Source organism: Zobellia roscoffensis (assembly GCF_015330165.1).
Lineage (GTDB): Bacteria > Bacteroidota > Bacteroidia > Flavobacteriales > Flavobacteriaceae > Zobellia > Zobellia roscoffensis.
Map to the genome: position 1 here is coordinate 1,158,408 of NZ_JADDXT010000002.1, position 17,429 is coordinate 1,175,836.

Consider the following 17,429-nt stretch of genomic DNA (forward strand, 5'->3'; position numbering starts at 1 on the left):
TCCACCGAACGGATTTATCGATGTCTTAAGAAGGTAGGGGATACAAAACCAAAATAATAAGTCCCCGTGGGGTCAAATAAATCCATTTTCCTTTTAGGGGTCCGGTATTCGTACGTATATAGAGAATTGCCAATAAATGCAAAGACCATTTTTAAAAACCTACAACGCTCAGATAAAGATTAATTGGTTGCGTGAATATTCCTCTTTATGGCAGAAAGCTTTTTAACCAACCTAGCAATAACATCCTCTTGGCTTTCTCTCTTACCATCCCAATAGGCTTTCATGGTCTTGCTTGCAATCTTGCTTACCAGTTCTTTGTCGGTGGCGGTATTCCCGTCCTTAAACCTAGTTTTTATGCCTCCAATGATAAGGTTGGGCATAATTACAGAATCATAGTTTTTATTTGCAATTCTCCTCATCTTGGCCTCTAACCAATGGCTTTGAATGCCTTTTTTTGGATGAAAATTAAACTTTGCTTTGTATTCAGCCGCTGTAAGGCCGTGCCTTTTATTGACGTGCAGCAGGAGCCTATCATAACCTACTTGACATATCTCACATACGGGCTGCCCTTTTCTATTGAACATAGGAGTATTGTACATAAAGCTAATTCGGTGAGTTTAGAATTTAGATTTTTACAAAATGACTTACCAATGATGTTAAAATTACTAAATCCAAAGCTCGAATAAAAGCTAACGGAGTATCAATAATATTGGTGTCTCTAAACAAATATTATTGTGCAAAATAACTACGAATTAAATATCGCAAGAAATAAAGAAAGTCCGTAACGCCACCGATATATTAGAGGGCTAAATATCTCACTATCGATAGTCTTAGGCAGACGCATACAGATGTAAAAAATACTATTCTTTATGCTACGGTTTAATTTACGGATAAAGCGTTGGATAAAAAAGAAGTTAAAAAACAAAAAACCCAGTAAACATAGTGCTTACTGGGCTTTATCTGCTCCCCCTCTTGGGCTCGAACCAAGGACCCTCTGATTAACAGTCAGATGCTCTAACCAACTGAGCTAAGGAGGAAAATATTTTCGCTTTGTTTATCTAAGCGGGTGCAAATATAATTGTTTTTTTTATTGTCCCAAATAAAATTCGAAAACTATTTTCCGGTTAAATACCGATACAGGTCATTTCCATTGGCAAACAGTATTAAAGCAAGCAATAAAAAGAAGCCGATCATCTGTGCATATTCTAAAAATTTATCGCTCGGCTTACGACCCGAAATCATTTCGTACAACAGGAACATGACATGACCACCATCTAATGCCGGTATAGGCAGCAAGTTCATAACGGCAAGCATAATGGATAAGAACGCCGTTGTTCCCCAAAATACTTCCCAGTTCCAAGCATCTGGAAAAAGGCTTCCTATGGCTGCAAAACCACCTACACCTTTATAGGCACCTGTATCTGGATTGAAAATCTTTTTTAATTGCTTTAAATAACCCGAAAGGGTGTTAACCCCTTTATTGATTCCCGCAGGTATAGATTCGGCAAAAGTATATTTTTCAGTCTCCAAACGCAGAAGACCTCTTTTTTCCATTTCTTCCATAGAAGGCATACCCGGTCTTACGCCTATTTGTGCGGAATCATTAATAACAACGGGTATAACTTTACGCACACTGTTATCACGAACGACGGTCAGGTTTATTTTTTCGCCTTTATACTGCTCCAAAATAGGTTTCACCTCATCAAAATAAGTGATTTCCTTTCCGGCTATCTCTACTATTTCATCTTTTGGCTCTAGTCCGGCATCCTTGTTCAAAGATTCCGACGACACTTCCGCTATGTAAAAAGGGAAACGAGGACCTAAAAACCGAGCTCGGTCTTTATCTTCCATCAGCGTTGCAATAAAATCGACAGGAATCTCCTTTTCAATAGTTTCACCATTACGTTCTATGGTAATACTACTTCCATTAATGATGTCCATAAAGATCTTATTAAAGTCCTTGATCTTATCTCCATCAACCGCTATAATTTTATCTCCTGTTTCAATACCCAATTCGTCTCCAATGGTCTTTTCAGTAACGTGTACACCATCTTTTAAACTATCCCCAGGTATATATTGGTCGCCATACGCATAGGCCATTCCTATGTAAATAATCACCGCTAAAACAAAGTTTACCGTTACACCGCCGATCATAATAATCAAACGTTGCCAGGCCGGCTTGCTTCTAAACTCCCATTCCTTGGGCTCTTCTTTCATGGCTTCCGTATCCATGCTTTCATCGATCATACCGGCTATTTTTACATAACCGCCCAAAGGAAGCCAACCAATACCATAAACGGTCTCCCCAATTTTCTTTTTAAAGAGGGAAAACTTAACATCAAAGAACAAATAGAACTTTTCTACACGTGTCTTAAATAACTTAGCTGGAATAAAATGCCCTAATTCGTGTAGTACGATTAACAACGAAAGGCTTAAAAAAAATTGTATGGTCTTTATAAGTAACGGACTCATCTATGTTTTCTATAATTAACGAACTCATCTTGAATTCAGCCGACAAAAGTACACTTTTACAGCCGCTTAAAAAAAATAACTAACCACCCCTATTTATTTTTAAGAAACTTTTAGCAGCACTATAAGCCCTTAAGAGTTGAATGCTTGTATTGACTAACGTATCTTTGGCAAAAAGATTATGCGCTCATTTTTTGCCAAATACAAATTTTTCGGTCTGGTACTATTGGGACTTTCGGCGGTAATCATGTATCTTTTCTATAACGCCCTTCAACCTCCAAAAATTTTAACTATTTATCAGCCTACCATGGTCAATCCAGAGCTGGTGGACAGTACCCTCCAATACAAAAGAAAATACCACACCATTGCAGATTTTTCTTTAACGAATCAAAATGGAGAAACTATAACAGAGGCCAATTATGAAGATAAAATTTATATAGCCGATTTCTTCTTTACCACCTGCCCTACCATTTGCCCCATTATGACCAAAAATATGGCGAGTATTCAAGAACGTATAAAAGGGTTTGATGATGTTATGCTCTTGTCCCATTCCGTAACTCCAGAAATAGATTCGGTGGCGCAATTAAAAAAGTATGCACTAGAAAAAGGCGTGGACGATTCTAAATGGAATCTGGTAACGGGCGATAAGAAGCAGATATACGAATTGGCCCGAAAATCATATTTAGCCGTGAAAACAGATGGCGATGGAGGTCCTTTTGATATGATTCATACCGAAAATTTTATTTTAGTGGATAAGCGAAAACGAATTCGCGGATTCTATGATGGAACCAACAAGGAGGAAGTTGAAAAATTGATGGGTGATCTTAAAATCCTGAGAGAAAACAACAAAGAGGAATAAACCTCCTAACTTCTATAGTTTTATGAATTTTTGGGATTTCCGAACCGCTTTTTAATATATTTTATGCTACTTTTGCCCTTACTTATAATCAATCTAAATAAACATTGATAACTACGGTCGCACAACTCAAGAAAGGACAAAAAGGAATCATCAAGGAATTTGCCGATGACTCGCTACCCATAAAATTATTGGAGTTGGGCTGTCTACCTGGCAATGAAATAGAATTGGTTCAAATAGCCCCGTTCAAAGACCCTATTTATGTAAATGTAAACGGATCACATATTGCCATTAGACGGGAAACCGCCATGCTCATTGAGCTAGACATTTTAGAAGACACCTCTGCTCTATGAGTAAACAGATTAACGTTGCCCTTATTGGGAACCCAAATACTGGTAAAACTTCAGTGTTTAACCAACTTACAGGCCTTAACCAAAAGGTGGGTAATTATCCGGGTATTACCGTTGAGAAAAAAGAGGGTATTTGTAAACTTCCCAGAGGCGTAAAAGCACACATATTAGATTTACCGGGCACCTATAGTTTAAACACCACTTCTTTAGATGAGAGCGTGGCAGTTGAACTTTTACTGAATAAAAATGACAAGAACCACCCAGATGTAGCCGTTGTTGTCTCGGATGTGGAAAATTTAAAACGGAATCTACTTTTATTTACTCAGATAAAAGACCTTAAGATACCGGCAATACTGGTCATTAATATGGCAGACCGTATGTCCCGCAAAGGTATTTCGGTAGATATTCCACTTTTAGAGGAAAAATTGAATACTAAAATTGCCTTGGTAAGTACAAGAAAAGGCATTGGCATAGATAAGCTCAAAGAATTTATTGCCAACTACAAGAGTCTCTCCACAGAACAGAATGTTGATATTAAGGTCATAGACCCAGGTTATTTTAAAAAATTAAAAGACGCTTTTCCTAATGAGGACCTCTATAAATTATGGCTTGTAATTACGCAAGACGTAAACTTTATGCCCATTGAGAAAACGCTGTTTAAAGATGCCGCGTCTTTTGCGACCAAATCTAAATCTGAGTTAAAGCGCTTACAACAGAAAGAAACTATTCTAAGGTACCAGTTTATAAACGGTATTTTAAAGGAAACTTACAAAGTAGATATGGCCGCCGCCAAAGGCTTTAGAGCTTCCTTGGACAAAATTCTGACGCACAAGGTGTTTGGTTATGTCATTTTCTTTGCTATTCTCTTAGTCATTTTTCAAGGTATTTATGAGTGGAGCGGTTACCCACAGGATTTGATAGAGACGTTCTTTGCCTCTGCAAGCTCTTGGGTAAAAGATACATTGCCCGCCGGAGTGTTTACTAATCTCATTGCCGAAGGTATTTTAGCAGGAATAGGCGGTATTGCCATGTTCGTTCCCCAAATCGCCTTTTTATTCTTATTCATTTCCCTGCTGGAAGAAACAGGGTATATGAGTCGCGTAGTATTCTTAATGGACCGCCTCATGCGTCCATTTGGATTAAGCGGAAAAAGTGTCGTTCCCTTAATGTCCGGTACGGCCTGTGCCATACCCGCAGTAATGGCCACCCGAACTATTGAAAACTGGAAGGAAAGACTCATAACCATACTGGTCACGCCTTTTACCACTTGTTCAGCACGGCTACCTATTTACATTATTATCATTGCTTTGGTGATTCCTGAAGGCGACTTTCTAGGTTTTGGCTATAAAGCCCTGACCTTAATGCTTCTTTACCTACTGGGATTTGGAGCAGCTATTATATCAGCTTTAATATTGAACAAAATATTAAAAATAAAAGGGCGCTCATTTTTTGTGGTAGAAATGCCCAACTATAAATTACCATTACCCAAAAACGTAGCTTATACCGTTTGGGAAAAGACCAAAAGTTTTGTTTTGGGAGCGGGTAAAATAATACTGGCAATTTCCGTTGTACTTTGGTTTTTAGGCTCTAACGGTTTTTCCGATGATTATAAAAATGCCGATGAGATTGTAACAAATCGTATTGAAACTGAAGGATTTTCGGATTTCAATCAAGAGAGTATCCAAAACGAGCTTTCCGATTATGAAGCTGCTTTAAACGACAGTATTCAGTCTAACGTGTACGCCATAAACCAGACCGCTCTTACCGATTCCTTAATCCAAAAGAAAAGGTCGCTTCAAGAGAAAGCGGTGAATCAAGAAATTTCTAGCTATAAACTTGAGAATTCATATATGGGCTATATGGGTAAAGCTATAGAACCTATCGTACATCCATTAGGCTATGATTGGAAAATAGGTATCGCAGTCCTAACCTCATTCGCTGCACGTGAAGTTTTTGTGGGCACACTGGCCACAATTTATAGTGTTGGCAGTGATGAGGAGCAGACCATTCAAAACCGAATGGCCGCAGAGGTAAACCCTAAAACTAAAAAACCATTGTTCAACTTGGCATCGGGAATTTCGTTATTGTTATTTTATGCCTTCGCCATGCAATGTATGAGCACCTTAGCCGTAGTAAAACGAGAAACGAATACTTGGAAATGGCCAGCCGCACAATTGGTATTTATGAGTTCTTTTGCCTATATTGTTGCTTTGGCCGCCTATCAAATATTAAAATAAAATGAGCATGATTCAACCCATATTGGTTTACATTATTTTAGCTGTTGCAGTTGGGTATTTGGTGAAAAAATTCTTTCTGCCCAAAGCATTGTTCGCTAGCAAAAAAGGAAACAATAAAGCTTGCGGACAAGATGGCTGTGGTTGCCACTAACAACCGCAATCATGCGTATTCAAGCAGCAATGGATTTGCAAAACTTCAGAATTAAATTCATTTGCGATGTAAGTATTTTCGTTAATAAAAGGATAAATTGGTATTAAATAAATCAAAAAAGGTGCGTTTACTTCAATTGCAATCGCTTTTTTTGAATAGCCATTAGTTATCAATATGCCAAAAGTCTTTGTTCACACCCTCATCTTCTTTCTATTCTTTACTTCGGCACAACATGCCCAAAGCTTAAGCTCTACCATTGTAGATTCCGTTTCTAAAAAACCTGTGCCCTACGCTACCGTGCAGTTAAACAATAGAGGTATGATTACCAATGAAGAGGGGAAGTTCAAATTCTTGCTGAACGATGCTGTAGAAGCTTCCGACTCTCTTTTTGTTTCTTGTATTGGCTACGAGTCCATAGGGAAGCCCATTTCCGAGTTTACGGATAGCCTAATTTATCTTAAACCAAAGGCTATAGAGCTTAGGGAAGTTATCGTATCCAACAAAAACTATACGCCAAAGGAAATTATTGAACTTGTAGAAGATAATATTGAGAAGAACTACATCACGGATTTTTCTAAAAAACGGTTGTTCCTTAGAGAAACCTACCAAAACAAAATTATAAAAACCGAGTATCAGATCAAGAAATCTACGATTGATGCTTTCAACAAAAGTTTCTTGGATAGTGTGATTCAAACCATACCTAAAAACAACATTTATTACACAGAAATGCTGGGCGACCTCTATGGTGCCGATGATGCGGATGAACAAAAGCTAGATCTTATTAAAGCATCAGAACTGTATGATAAAAGCAAAGAGCTAGATGTAGAGCTGTTAGAGGAAAAGTTCAATAAAATTGTAAAGGAAAATATTAAGACCGATTCTTATTTTAAAATAAAATCTGGATTGTTCGGCACTAAAGTAGATGCTGATGACATGGGTGAAATCTTTAAAGAGGAAATAGATTCTACAGATGTGGCAGCCCTTAACGAACGCCTTGAAGAGGAAAAAAAGAGCAAAGAAGAGCGAAGGGAATTCTTTCTGGAATACAAGCGTAAAACACTGGGCAACCTTTTTGAAAACCTCCCGATTTTTGACGATTCCGACTATAACGTGCTGTTCAAACCCAGACGCTATGACCTCATCCTAGAAAACTATACCTATTTAGGAGACCAGGCCGTATATGTCATCAGTTTTGTTCCAGACGGCTCACCCGAATATGGTGGTACGCTTTATATAAATTCAGATGATTTTGCACTAATCCGAATGGATTTTGAAAATACTGAATCGCTTAGAGACTTTAAACTATTGGGTGTCTCCGTGAACGAATATTTAGCAAAAGGGAGCATTCTTTTTGATAAGGGCCCCGATCAAAAGTATCACCTGCGCTACTACAATGTAATTAAAGGTATCCGAGCTGGAATTAAAAGACCTTTAACCATTATTGAAAAGAACAAAAACGTGAAGGGCAGACGCAAGCAAAATGAGTTGGCGTTGAAAGTAGATGCTGCTTTTGGCAATATCAACCGGTATGAACTTATAGTTTTTGACGAGGAACCCATTAATTCAGGTCAGTTTGAAGCCTTTAAGGAGAAGACCGGTGTTCTACCTACCTATATGCCAGATTACGACCCCAACTTTTGGAAAGGTCATGACATTATAGAACCCAATCAGGCCATAAAAGAATTCACTTCAGAAATCCAACCTGATAACTAGATAAGGTTGTTTATAAAGCTATACAACAATAGTCCCCAACCACATACCAATAACAAGCCTCCAAGTGGCGTTATGGGCCCTAGGAAACGTAATTTCTTTCCTTTTGCCGAGCTAATGACCAAAGCATATATACTAAACGAAAATAAAAAAGTACCTATAACAAAACAATAGACCATATATTGCTGAAAGGCAACATCCATATTAAAATTGAATCCAACTACCAACAACACCAGAGCGTGATACATTTGGTATTTTACTCCAGTTTCAAAACTTTTGAGCTGCTCTTCAGAAAGTAACTTCTTTAAAGCGTGAGCACCAAAAGCGCCAAAAATTACAGCCAAAAGACCATACAATGCACCTACAATCTGAGCCAATAGAACCATGAAATAATTTTAAACAAAGATAGGCTTTGGCTTTTCTAAAAGCAAAGAGCCACTCAACAGTTGAGTGGCTCTAATTATTCTAATTTCTACAGAAGTTTATCCATTCTCATTGTAGAAGAACTGTTCTTTTACAATTTTTCCATCTTGCACCTCATACACAGCAATTTCGGATGATGTAGAGCGCTGCCCAGATGGTTTATGTGTCGTATCCATGGTAAACTTTACGGAAAACCAATTGTCTGCCACTACCGGATCTGACGCCTTACTACTGTGGACTTCAAAGTTTTCTTGCCACCACTCACCCTTTTTCTTAATCCCCTCAAAACCCTCAACGTAAGCTCCTTCCGCTTTACCGTCGTTTTCGATACTTACTATTTTATCGCTATACAACTGCTGATAAGGCTTTTCAAAATCTCCTTCATTACACCAAGCCACTAATTTAGAGGCAATTTCATCTGTTTCCATGATTGTTTGTTTATTGATTATCTCAACAAAATACAACACATTACCCTGAATAACAAAGGACTGTAGATAATTTAAAAAGAAATTAATATGAAATATAGAGTAAACCCAATAAAGAATAACCTATAGCTGCCTAGTTAGGCTCAACACTTAATTTGCTTGAAAGTAAATCAAACAACTGCTGGGTATCCGTAGAATCTTTAAGATTAATAAAGAGCTTTAATGAATCGTGATGAACAATTTTTATCTTTTGATTTTCAAAATTATCAACGTAGACATATACCTTTTTATCGGTAAGTGAATCTTTGAAATCCTGAAAAACACCTTTTTCCTTATCAAAGGCCGAAAAACCATTCAGGCGAACCATGGGTGGGATTTTCTCAACAAAATCTACACTATCCAAAGCTGAAAAAGGTACTTCTTGTAAGTAAAATCCGGATAATACTTTTAGACCAGAAGCATCCGTTTTTGTCCAATTTTTATAATGCAGAACAAAGGCAAAAAGACAAATGATTACTGTAACTACAATCAAAACATTCCATAATACGTGTCCTTTTTTCTTCATATCACTGCTAATTTCACATTTTGAAGATTGATGAGCGATTTCCAGCCATCACCAATTACTCTATGAACGTACAAAAATGACGAAAATTTCCGACAGCGGTTAAAATTTTATTTTCTGCATCATTTATCACTTGTGAAGACCTTATTATATACCTAATTTAGGTACTCGTATAAACACACTTGCAAACCATTAACTTTACATATTTTAACTGTATGACCCAAAATACCAAAGAGAACAAAAGATTAGAAGACCATTATAGCAAGAAAAAAGATTGGCTAAAATGGGGTCCCTACCTAAGTGAACGGCAATGGGGCACGGTACGGGAAGACTATAGTCCAAACGGTGATGCATGGAACTATCTGCCACATGATCATGCTAGAAGCAGAACATACCGCTGGGGAGAAGACGGTATTGCCGGTATTTCTGACCGTTATTGTAACATCTGTTTTTCCGTAGCGCTATGGAACGGTAAAGACCCCATTTTAAAAGAGCGCCTTTTTGGATTGACCGGACCACAAGGCAACCACGGTGAAGATGTAAAAGAGCTTTATTATTACCTGGAGAATACACCTTCGCATTCCTACATGAAGCATCTCTACAAATACCCTCAGAATGAATTTCCATATAATAAATTAGTGGAGGAAAACCGTAATAGAGGCAAACAAGAGAATGAATATGAGCTCCTAGATACAGGTATCTTTGATAACAACGAATACTTTGATGTCCATACTGAATACGCCAAAGCGGATGGAGAAGATATTTTAGTAAAAATCTCTGTTAGTAACCGAGGTCCAAAAACAGCCAAAGCGGTTGTTTTACCAACTATTTGGATTCGAAATTTTTGGAGTTTCACGGGAATGGATAAAAAACCTGTCATTAAAAAGGCGGGAACAAAAAAATCTCCATGCGTGGCTGTAGACCATGAGTATGTTGGCAAATACAATTTGTATTTCGATACGCCCTCCAGAGTTCTATTTACAGAGAATGAAACCAATATGGAACGTATTTATAACGGTACCAATGAACACCCGTTTAAAAAAGATTTATTTCATGATGCAGTCATAGACAATGATTTTTCATTAGCTGAAAAAAACACCGAAGGCACAAAATGTGCTCCCATGTATGAATTGCAACTGGCCGCAGGTGAAACCAAAACTATTCGCCTAAGGCTCTCCTCGCAGGATATAGACACGCCTATTGATGCTTCTTTTGACGGTGTTTTTGAGGAAAGAATTGCAGAATCACGCTCTTTTCTAGAGTCAGTTACCGAAAAATCAAATGAAGAAGAACGAGAAATTCAAAAACAGGCATTCGCGGGGCTTCTATGGACTAAACAATATTATAATTATGAAGTGGAACAATGGCTTGAAGGCGACCCCGGAACGAACCCTTCAGATCAGCGATGGCACGGCAGAAATAGTTCTTGGACCGCCTTCAGAAATCATGATATTCTCTCCATGCCAGATGCTTGGGAATATCCATGGTTCGCAGCATGGGATTCCGCTTTTCATTGTGTTACCTTCTCAATGGTTGATCATGAATTTGCAAAAAAACAACTATTGCTCTTTACCAAAGAATGGTATATGGCCGCGAATGGTCAAATTCCGGCATACGAATGGAATTTTAGTGATGTAAACCCGCCTGTGCAAGCTTGGGCGGCCATTCAGATTTATCAAATGGAACAACGTAAAACCGGTAAGGGCGACCTAAATTTTTTAAAACGAATGTTCAATAAACTGGCGCTAAATTTCACGTGGTGGGTAAATCGTGAAGATAGCTCTAGTAATAATGTTTTTCAAGGTGGATTTTTAGGTCTTGATAATATAGGGGTTTTTGACCGTAGTAATGGTGTACCAGGTGGCGGTATTCTTGAACAGGTAGATGGCACCTCGTGGATGGCACTGTATTGTCTGAACATGCTAGAAATAGCCTTGGAAATTGCACAAGATGATGATACTTTTGAAGATATGGCTATAAAGTACTTTGGTCATTTTGTTTTCATTGCAGAAGCCCTAAATAAGATAACTGAAGATTCTGCCAGCTCTTGGGATGAAAAAGAAGGATTTTTCTACGACAAATTAATTTTACCCGACAATCAAAAAATTCCCATTAAAGTACGCTCTATATCCGGTTTACTCTCATTAACCGCGGTATTGAACATTAGAAAAGAATGCCTGGATAAACTACCACGGTTCAAGGCTAGTATGCAATGGTACCGCACCTATCGAATGGAGCGACAAAAATATCAGGTGATTGAAGAATTTGGCCTTGAAAATGACGTATTACTTTCTTTAGTACCACGTAAAAGATTAGATATTTTAATACATAGCATATTAGATGAGACAGAGTTTTTAGCCAAACATGGTATACGCTCATTATCTAAAGAACATGAAAATAAATACGAAGTAAAAATAAACGGAGACACGTATAGTATTGAATACGAACGTGCAGAATCATCTACAGATTTGTTCGGGGGAAATTCAAATTGGAGAGGCCCCATATGGATGCCTATGAACTACCTTTTTATCAGTACATTTAAAGAGTATCATAATTATTTTGGTGACAGCTTAAAATATGCTTACCCCACAGGAAGCGATAATAATCTGAATCTAAAAGATATAGCATTTGAAATAAGTAAAAGACTAATTGGTATTTTTCAACAAGACACGGATGGACATAGACCCGTAAACGAGTTGGACAAGGAAAAATATACCGATAAGCATTTTAAAGATTTAATTTTGTTCTATGAATATTTTGATGGAAACAATGGCCGTGGTGTAGGTGCATCTCACCAAACGGGGTGGACTGCTTTAGTAGCAAATCTAATTGAAGAAATTAACAGATAATTCCCAATGTAGTAATACTATTTAAAAACAAATGTGAATTACGCCATTGAGGATTCAACTACAATAGGGCTTTTAATGGTGAAGGTAAATGTTGCGCCTTCACCTAATTGTGAAGCTACACTAATTACTCCTCCAAGGCCTTCAACGACCTTTTTTACTGTAGCTAAACCAATACCTGTTCCTTTATCGCCATATCTATCTTGCTCAGAAATAACCTCAAAAATTTTAAAGATTTTTTCTTGGTCATCTTCATGAATCCCTGGTCCGTTGTCTTTAACGGCAAATTCATAAAAACCATCTTGTTCTTTTATTTCAAGTGCTATTTCAATACTGGGTTTATCGTTATACTTAACGGCGTTGGCAATCAGATTTATCAAAATCTGCTCAACGGCTACCTTATTCGCATAAATAGAATCTAAATCGCTCTTTACTGTTATAGTACATTCTTTGCGACCACCAAAAAGCTCTTTTATAGATCTTTGTAAGTCGCTCAACAAAATCGTGGTTTTATCGTCTATATTATATTGACCGGATTTACTGTAGTTAAGTAAACCCGTAATGAGTTTTTTAAGTGTTTCTGAAGAGCTTCGTATAAACTCTACAATTTGCTTGCCCTCATCATCCATTTTAGGAGAATATAAATCGTGCAGACAATTAGATAACGTAATAATATTATTTAAAGGTGATTTTAAATCATGAGCGGCCACAGCGGCAAAATTATCTAACTCATGATTGGCTAGTTCAAGTTCTTCATTCGCCTTTTCAAGATTCATTTTACTTTTTCGTAAATCCAATAGATTCATCACCTGATCAGAAAGGATTTTTAATGCGGCTAGCTGACTCTCTGTAATTTTTTTTGGCTTATTATCAATAACGCAAAGCGTTCCTAGCGGCATACCACTAGCCCCTTTTAATGTAACACCGGCATAAAAAATAACCCTGGGATCACCCACGACTATAGGATTATCAAAAAAACGTTCATCTTCTCTTGCATCTTCTACAACAAGAATATTATCAGCTTCATGAATGGTATGGCCACAAAAGGAATATTGTCTCTCGGTTTCACTAACGTCTAATCCACGCCGCGCTTTAAACCATTGCCGGTCCTTATCTAAAAGTGTAATAACAGATATAGGTGTACCACATATTTCCGAAGCCAACAGCACCAAATTGTCATAATCTTCCTCTAATTCTGTGTCAAGAATAGAATACGATTGCAAAAGTGCAAGCCGCTCTGCTTCATTTTCATGATTTTGGGGGGCTATCATAGGATTAGATTTTCACGGACCAATAGTATCAAATAAAGCGTCAGTCCTTTTTATAAAACGGAGTTATCCAAACTATCTTATACACCTAAAGATAAAAAATATTGTAGAACTATTCTTACTTTTAACATTGTAAAGGGACAGCAAGTATTAACCCCTCACTTCCTAAAGGTAAACTACCTCGGGGCAAGCCCACAAGGCACTAAAACAAATACACCTTAATTTTGAGTCAAGTCTCAGAGCATTTAATCTCAATTATAGAGTAAAAAATCTCTCTAAACTCTTTTAATTATATTACCCCAAACCTACATCCAAGGTCATCATAATAATAAAGCCACCTATAAAACCCATGGTTGCTATATCTGTATATTTATCCTGTTGTGTTTCCGGTATAACCTCTTCCACAACAACAAAAATCATTGCTCCTGCTGCAAATGATAGCGCGTATGGTAAAATAGGTTGAAAAGTTAAAACTGCCCAAGCCCCTAAAACTGCCGCAATTGGCTCTACCAATGCAGATGCCTGTCCGTACATAAAACTTTTATACCTACTAAGGCCTTGCCTTCTCAATGGCATAGCCACCGCAAACCCTTCAGGAAAATTCTGTAAACCAATACCCAAAGCCAAGGCCACGGCACCACCTATACTTGCGCCATCAAACCCTGCAGCAACCCCTCCAAAAAGGACACCCACTGCCAAACCTTCCGGAATATTATGCAGTGTAATTGCTAAGGTTAGCAGCGTTGTTCGGTGCCAAGGAGTTTTAATACCTTCTTTTTCACTTTCTTTAAAGTTAATGTGCAAATGTGGAAGCACCTTGTCCAATCCAAAAATAAACAGAGAACCCAAAAGAAAACCTACGGCGGCGGGTATTACCTTTACAAAGCCTTCACCTGGACTCATTTCTATGCCCGGAGCCAAGAGACTCCAAAAACTGGCCGCAACCATAACTCCGCCGGTAAAACCAAGCATCCCATCCAATAATGCTCGGTTCATTCCTTTAAAGAAAAAAACCAATGCAGCACCTGCAGCTGTTAATCCCCAAGTAAATAGTGTGGCATAAAACGCCGCCAAAACTGGATCTATCGATTCAAAATAATCAATTATCTCTTGCATATCATTCCGTTATTTTAAGATATAAATTTGCTGCAATCTGGTCCGAGATGCGAATATCCTTCCCTTTGACCTGAATATGCAGCGATCCATCAAACTCTTCCTTTTCTAGCACTATGATGGTATCTCCCAAAGCAATCCTATTCTTATCCAAAAATTTGAGAAACGGCGCCGATGAATCTTTAACCCCAACACAAGTACCACTGGTGCCTACAGGTATCTCGTTCAATAATTTCTTTACCGCTTTCTTGAATTCCCCATTTTTTGATGGAATAGGGTCTCCATGAGGATCTACCTGTGGATACCCCAAAAGCTTATCCAAGCTATCCGTTAACTTCTCACTTTTAATGTGCTCTAACTGTTCTGCTACCTCATGTACCTCATCCCAAGCAAAATTCAATTTTTCCACCAAAAACACCTCCCACAACCGATGTTTTCTAACAAGGGTCAAGGCTACTTTCTGCCCATATTCCGTAAGGCAAACTCCTTTATATTTTCTATAATTGGCTACGCCCTTATCTGAAAGCTTCTTGACCATGTCCGTTACTGACGATGGTTTCGTATTCATTTGTTCCGCCACTTCATTGGTAGAAACAATGTTGTTCTCACCCTTTCCCAAGTGATAAATCGCTTTTATATAATCTTCTTCTGAAAGTGTCATAAAATTTCAATCATGCAAAAATACATTTTTATATCTAAAAACAAATTTTTAGTTTTGTCTAAACTTTTATTTAAACCAATGAAAACTAATTTACATCATACACTATATTTCCTATTCTCAATCCTGTTTGTTGGTATTGCGAATGCCCAAACCAGCAGTGTTAGTGGAAAAATTACAGATAACGAAGGTCCGGTTCCGTTTGCCAACCTCTATTTAAAAGGAACCAAATATGGAACCTCAGCCAATGAAAATGGGCTATTTACTTTAGAAAAAATTCCATCGGGCACCTACGTTTTAAAGGTTTCCGCTATAGGCTATCAAAATTTTTCGACCAAAATCACATTTGAAAGAAATGAAAATAAGACGTTTAATATTGAGTTGATTCAAGCTTCTGAGCAATTAGAAGAAATGGTAGTGAGCGGAACGTTGAAAGCAGTAAGCCGATCCGAAAGTCCGGTGCCTGTAGAGGTTTATAGTCCTACTTTTCTTAAAAAGAACCCCACTGCAAGTATTTTTGAAGCATTACAAAATGTAAATGGCGTGCGCCCTCAAATTAACTGCAACGTGTGTAATACAGGTGATATTCATATTAATGGGCTAGAAGGTCCTTACACTCTAGTATTAATTGACGGAATGCCCATAGTTAGTGGATTGGGAACCGTTTATGGTCTGTCTGGCATACCAAATTCATTAATAGAACAGATTGAAATTGTAAAAGGCCCTGCTTCCAGCCTTTATGGAAGCGAAGCCGTTGGCGGACTGATAAACATAATCACCAAAAACACCCTAGATGCACCGGATTTCTTTGCCGATGCTTTTGTTACGGGCTGGGGAGAGGTTAATGTTGACGTCGGTGCTAAAATCAATTTTGGAGAGAAGACAGATATGCTTCTAGGCGTCAATTACTTTAATTACGACAACCCCATTGATAACAACGGCGATAATTTTACTGATCTTACTTTACAAGACCGTATTTCAGTTTTTCAAAAATGGAACTTCCAACGTAACGAGAACCGTATATTCTCTCTTGCCGGCCGTTTTTTCTACGAAGACCGCTGGGGAGGAGAAATGCAATGGACGCCAGAGTTTAGAGGTGGTGATGAAATTTATGGTGAAAGCATATATACGCGCAGATGGGAAGTTCTAGGCAAGTATCAATTACCTATCGAAGAAAAGGTACTTTTCTCTTTCTCCTATAATGACCACAACCAAAACTCAGTGTACGGTGATGTACCTTATTTAGCTGATCAGCGCATCGGTTTTGGGCAGTTTACTTGGGACAAGAAGTTAGAAAATCATGATATTTTAGTCGGTACTGCCCTACGCTACAATTATTATGATGACAATACTACGGCAACCGTAACTGCAGATGAAGTGGTCATACCCAGCATATTTGTTCAAGATGAAATTTCATTGGCAACACAGCACTCCCTTCTACTGGGCATGCGCTACGATTATGATGAAAGACATGGTAACATTTATACGCCAAGAATGGCATACAGATACAAAATAACTGATAATGACATCTTACGTTTAAATGCAGGTACAGGTTTTAGAGTTGTAAATTTATTTACTGAAGAACATGCTGCATTGACCGGTGCTAGAGATGTAATTGTTACCGAAGAACTAGACCCCGAACGCTCCGTAAACGTAAACCTTAATTACCTTAAAAAGATATATGCGGATAGCGGTGCATTTATAAGTTTGGATGCTTCGGTTTTTTACACGCATTTCAGCAACGCTATTTTACCGGATTATGATACCAACCCCAACCAAATTATTTATGACAATCTAAACGGAAAATCAGTATCTAAAGGCGCAAGTGCCAATATTGATTTTTCATTTCCTAGCGGATTTAAATTTTTAATCGGAGCTACAGTTCAAGATGTGAGTCAAACGGAAGACGGTGTTACGGAACGACAAATTCTTACCGAAAGTTATACCGGAACCTGGAATGCTTCCTATGAATTCAAAAAAATAAATTTATCCGTGGACTACTCCGGAAATATATATGGCCCTATGCGTTTACCAACCTTTGGTGAGACCGACCCCAGAAGCGATTATTCGCCAGCATGGAGCATACAGAACATACAATTTACATGGAAGGGATTAGAAAATTTTGAGTTCTACGGAGGAGTAAAAAACCTGTTGGACTGGACCCCAAACCGCGGTAATCCTTTTATTATTGCAAGGGCAAACGACCCATTTGACAGGAATGTAACTTTTGATGCCAATGGCGATGCAGTAGCCACACCCAACAACCCAAATGCACTAACTTTTGATCCATCCTATGTATACGGACCTAACCAAGGTATTCGCGGATTTTTTGGTTTGAGGTATCGCATTAATTAAAAATTG

15 protein-coding genes and 1 tRNA gene are annotated in these 17,429 nt (G+C 38.0%); 7 read left to right on the plus strand and 9 right to left on the minus strand.

The features are described from left to right. Positions 1-179: 179 nt before the first annotated feature. The 3 genes from IWC72_RS04975 to rseP form a co-directional block, all read right to left on the minus strand. Positions 180-599, minus strand: a complete 420-nt coding sequence (locus IWC72_RS04975; RefSeq protein ID WP_194529031.1) for a hypothetical protein — start codon at positions 597-599, stop codon at positions 180-182. Positions 600-963: 364 nt separating this feature from the next. Then, a tRNA-Asn gene (locus IWC72_RS04980) sits at positions 964-1,037 on the minus strand. Positions 1,038-1,113: 76 nt separating this feature from the next. After that, positions 1,114-2,472 carry an RIP metalloprotease RseP gene (gene rseP, locus IWC72_RS04985; protein ID WP_194525117.1) on the minus strand — a complete coding sequence of 453 codons (1,359 nt, stop codon included), beginning with the start codon at positions 2,470-2,472 and terminating at the stop codon, positions 1,114-1,116. Between the two features lie 178 nt (positions 2,473-2,650). Between rseP and IWC72_RS04990 the strand changes: the two genes are divergently transcribed. The 5 genes from IWC72_RS04990 to IWC72_RS05010 all read left to right on the plus strand — a co-directional run bounded on the left by IWC72_RS04990 (position 2,651) and on the right by IWC72_RS05010 (position 7,776). Further along, positions 2,651-3,328 carry an SCO family protein gene (locus IWC72_RS04990; protein ID WP_194529032.1) on the plus strand — a complete coding sequence of 226 codons (678 nt, stop codon included), beginning with the start codon at positions 2,651-2,653 and terminating at the stop codon, positions 3,326-3,328. Between the two features lie 104 nt (positions 3,329-3,432). Continuing rightward, positions 3,433-3,678, plus strand: coding sequence for a FeoA family protein (locus IWC72_RS04995; protein ID WP_194525119.1), 246 nt, complete (start codon positions 3,433-3,435; stop codon positions 3,676-3,678). Further along, positions 3,675-5,912 (plus strand): ferrous iron transport protein B, encoded by a 2,238-nt coding sequence (gene feoB / locus IWC72_RS05000; protein WP_194529033.1) that lies wholly within the window; start codon positions 3,675-3,677, stop codon positions 5,910-5,912. Before IWC72_RS04995 ends, feoB begins: the two co-directional genes overlap by 4 nt. 7 nt (positions 5,913-5,919) lie before the next feature. Then, the gene (locus IWC72_RS05005) at positions 5,920-6,063 is read left to right on the plus strand and encodes a hypothetical protein (RefSeq protein ID WP_194529034.1); all 144 of its coding nucleotides are present in this window, start codon (positions 5,920-5,922) and stop codon (positions 6,061-6,063) included. 174 nt (positions 6,064-6,237) lie between these two features. Beyond that, complete coding sequence (locus tag IWC72_RS05010; RefSeq protein ID WP_194529035.1) at positions 6,238-7,776, plus strand: carboxypeptidase-like regulatory domain-containing protein; 1,539 nt, start codon at positions 6,238-6,240, stop codon at positions 7,774-7,776. Here IWC72_RS05010 and IWC72_RS05015 read toward each other — a convergent pair. The 3 genes from IWC72_RS05015 to IWC72_RS05025 all read right to left on the minus strand — a co-directional run bounded on the left by IWC72_RS05015 (position 7,773) and on the right by IWC72_RS05025 (position 9,186). Beyond that, on the minus strand, positions 7,773-8,159 hold the full coding sequence (locus IWC72_RS05015) for a DUF423 domain-containing protein (protein WP_194529036.1): 387 nt from the start codon (positions 8,157-8,159) through the stop codon (positions 7,773-7,775). The genes IWC72_RS05010 and IWC72_RS05015 overlap by 4 nt on opposite strands. Positions 8,160-8,255: 96 nt before the next feature. Further along, positions 8,256-8,624: a nuclear transport factor 2 family protein gene (locus IWC72_RS05020; protein WP_194525124.1), complete on the minus strand. Its 369-nt coding sequence runs from the start codon at positions 8,622-8,624 to the stop codon at positions 8,256-8,258. Positions 8,625-8,754: 130 nt separating this feature from the next. Continuing rightward, complete coding sequence (locus tag IWC72_RS05025) at positions 8,755-9,186, minus strand: hypothetical protein (RefSeq protein ID WP_194529037.1); 432 nt, start codon at positions 9,184-9,186, stop codon at positions 8,755-8,757. A gap of 212 nt (positions 9,187-9,398) precedes the next feature. Here IWC72_RS05025 and IWC72_RS05030 point away from each other — a divergent pair, with 212 nt between their 5' ends. Further along, complete coding sequence (locus IWC72_RS05030; protein WP_194529038.1) at positions 9,399-12,032, plus strand: MGH1-like glycoside hydrolase domain-containing protein; 2,634 nt, start codon at positions 9,399-9,401, stop codon at positions 12,030-12,032. A gap of 38 nt (positions 12,033-12,070) precedes the next feature. On the opposite strand, the gene IWC72_RS05035 is transcribed toward IWC72_RS05030, so the two are convergent. The 3 genes from IWC72_RS05035 to IWC72_RS05045 form a co-directional block, all read right to left on the minus strand. After that, a complete protein-coding gene (locus tag IWC72_RS05035) occupies positions 12,071-13,300 on the minus strand; it encodes a sensor histidine kinase (RefSeq protein WP_194525127.1) in 1,230 nt (409 codons plus the stop codon). 291 nt (positions 13,301-13,591) lie between these two features. After that, complete coding sequence (locus IWC72_RS05040) at positions 13,592-14,413, minus strand: ZIP family metal transporter (protein ID WP_194525128.1); 822 nt, start codon at positions 14,411-14,413, stop codon at positions 13,592-13,594. 1 nt (position 14,414) lies between these two features. Beyond that, entirely contained in the window at positions 14,415-15,071 is a 657-nt protein-coding gene (locus IWC72_RS05045; RefSeq protein WP_194525129.1) for a metal-dependent transcriptional regulator, read from the minus strand. A gap of 78 nt (positions 15,072-15,149) precedes the next feature. On the opposite strand from IWC72_RS05045, the gene IWC72_RS05050 reads away from it, so the two are divergent. Beyond that, positions 15,150-17,423, plus strand: coding sequence for a TonB-dependent receptor (locus IWC72_RS05050; RefSeq protein WP_194529039.1), 2,274 nt, complete (start codon positions 15,150-15,152; stop codon positions 17,421-17,423). Positions 17,424-17,429: the final 6 nt, after the last annotated feature.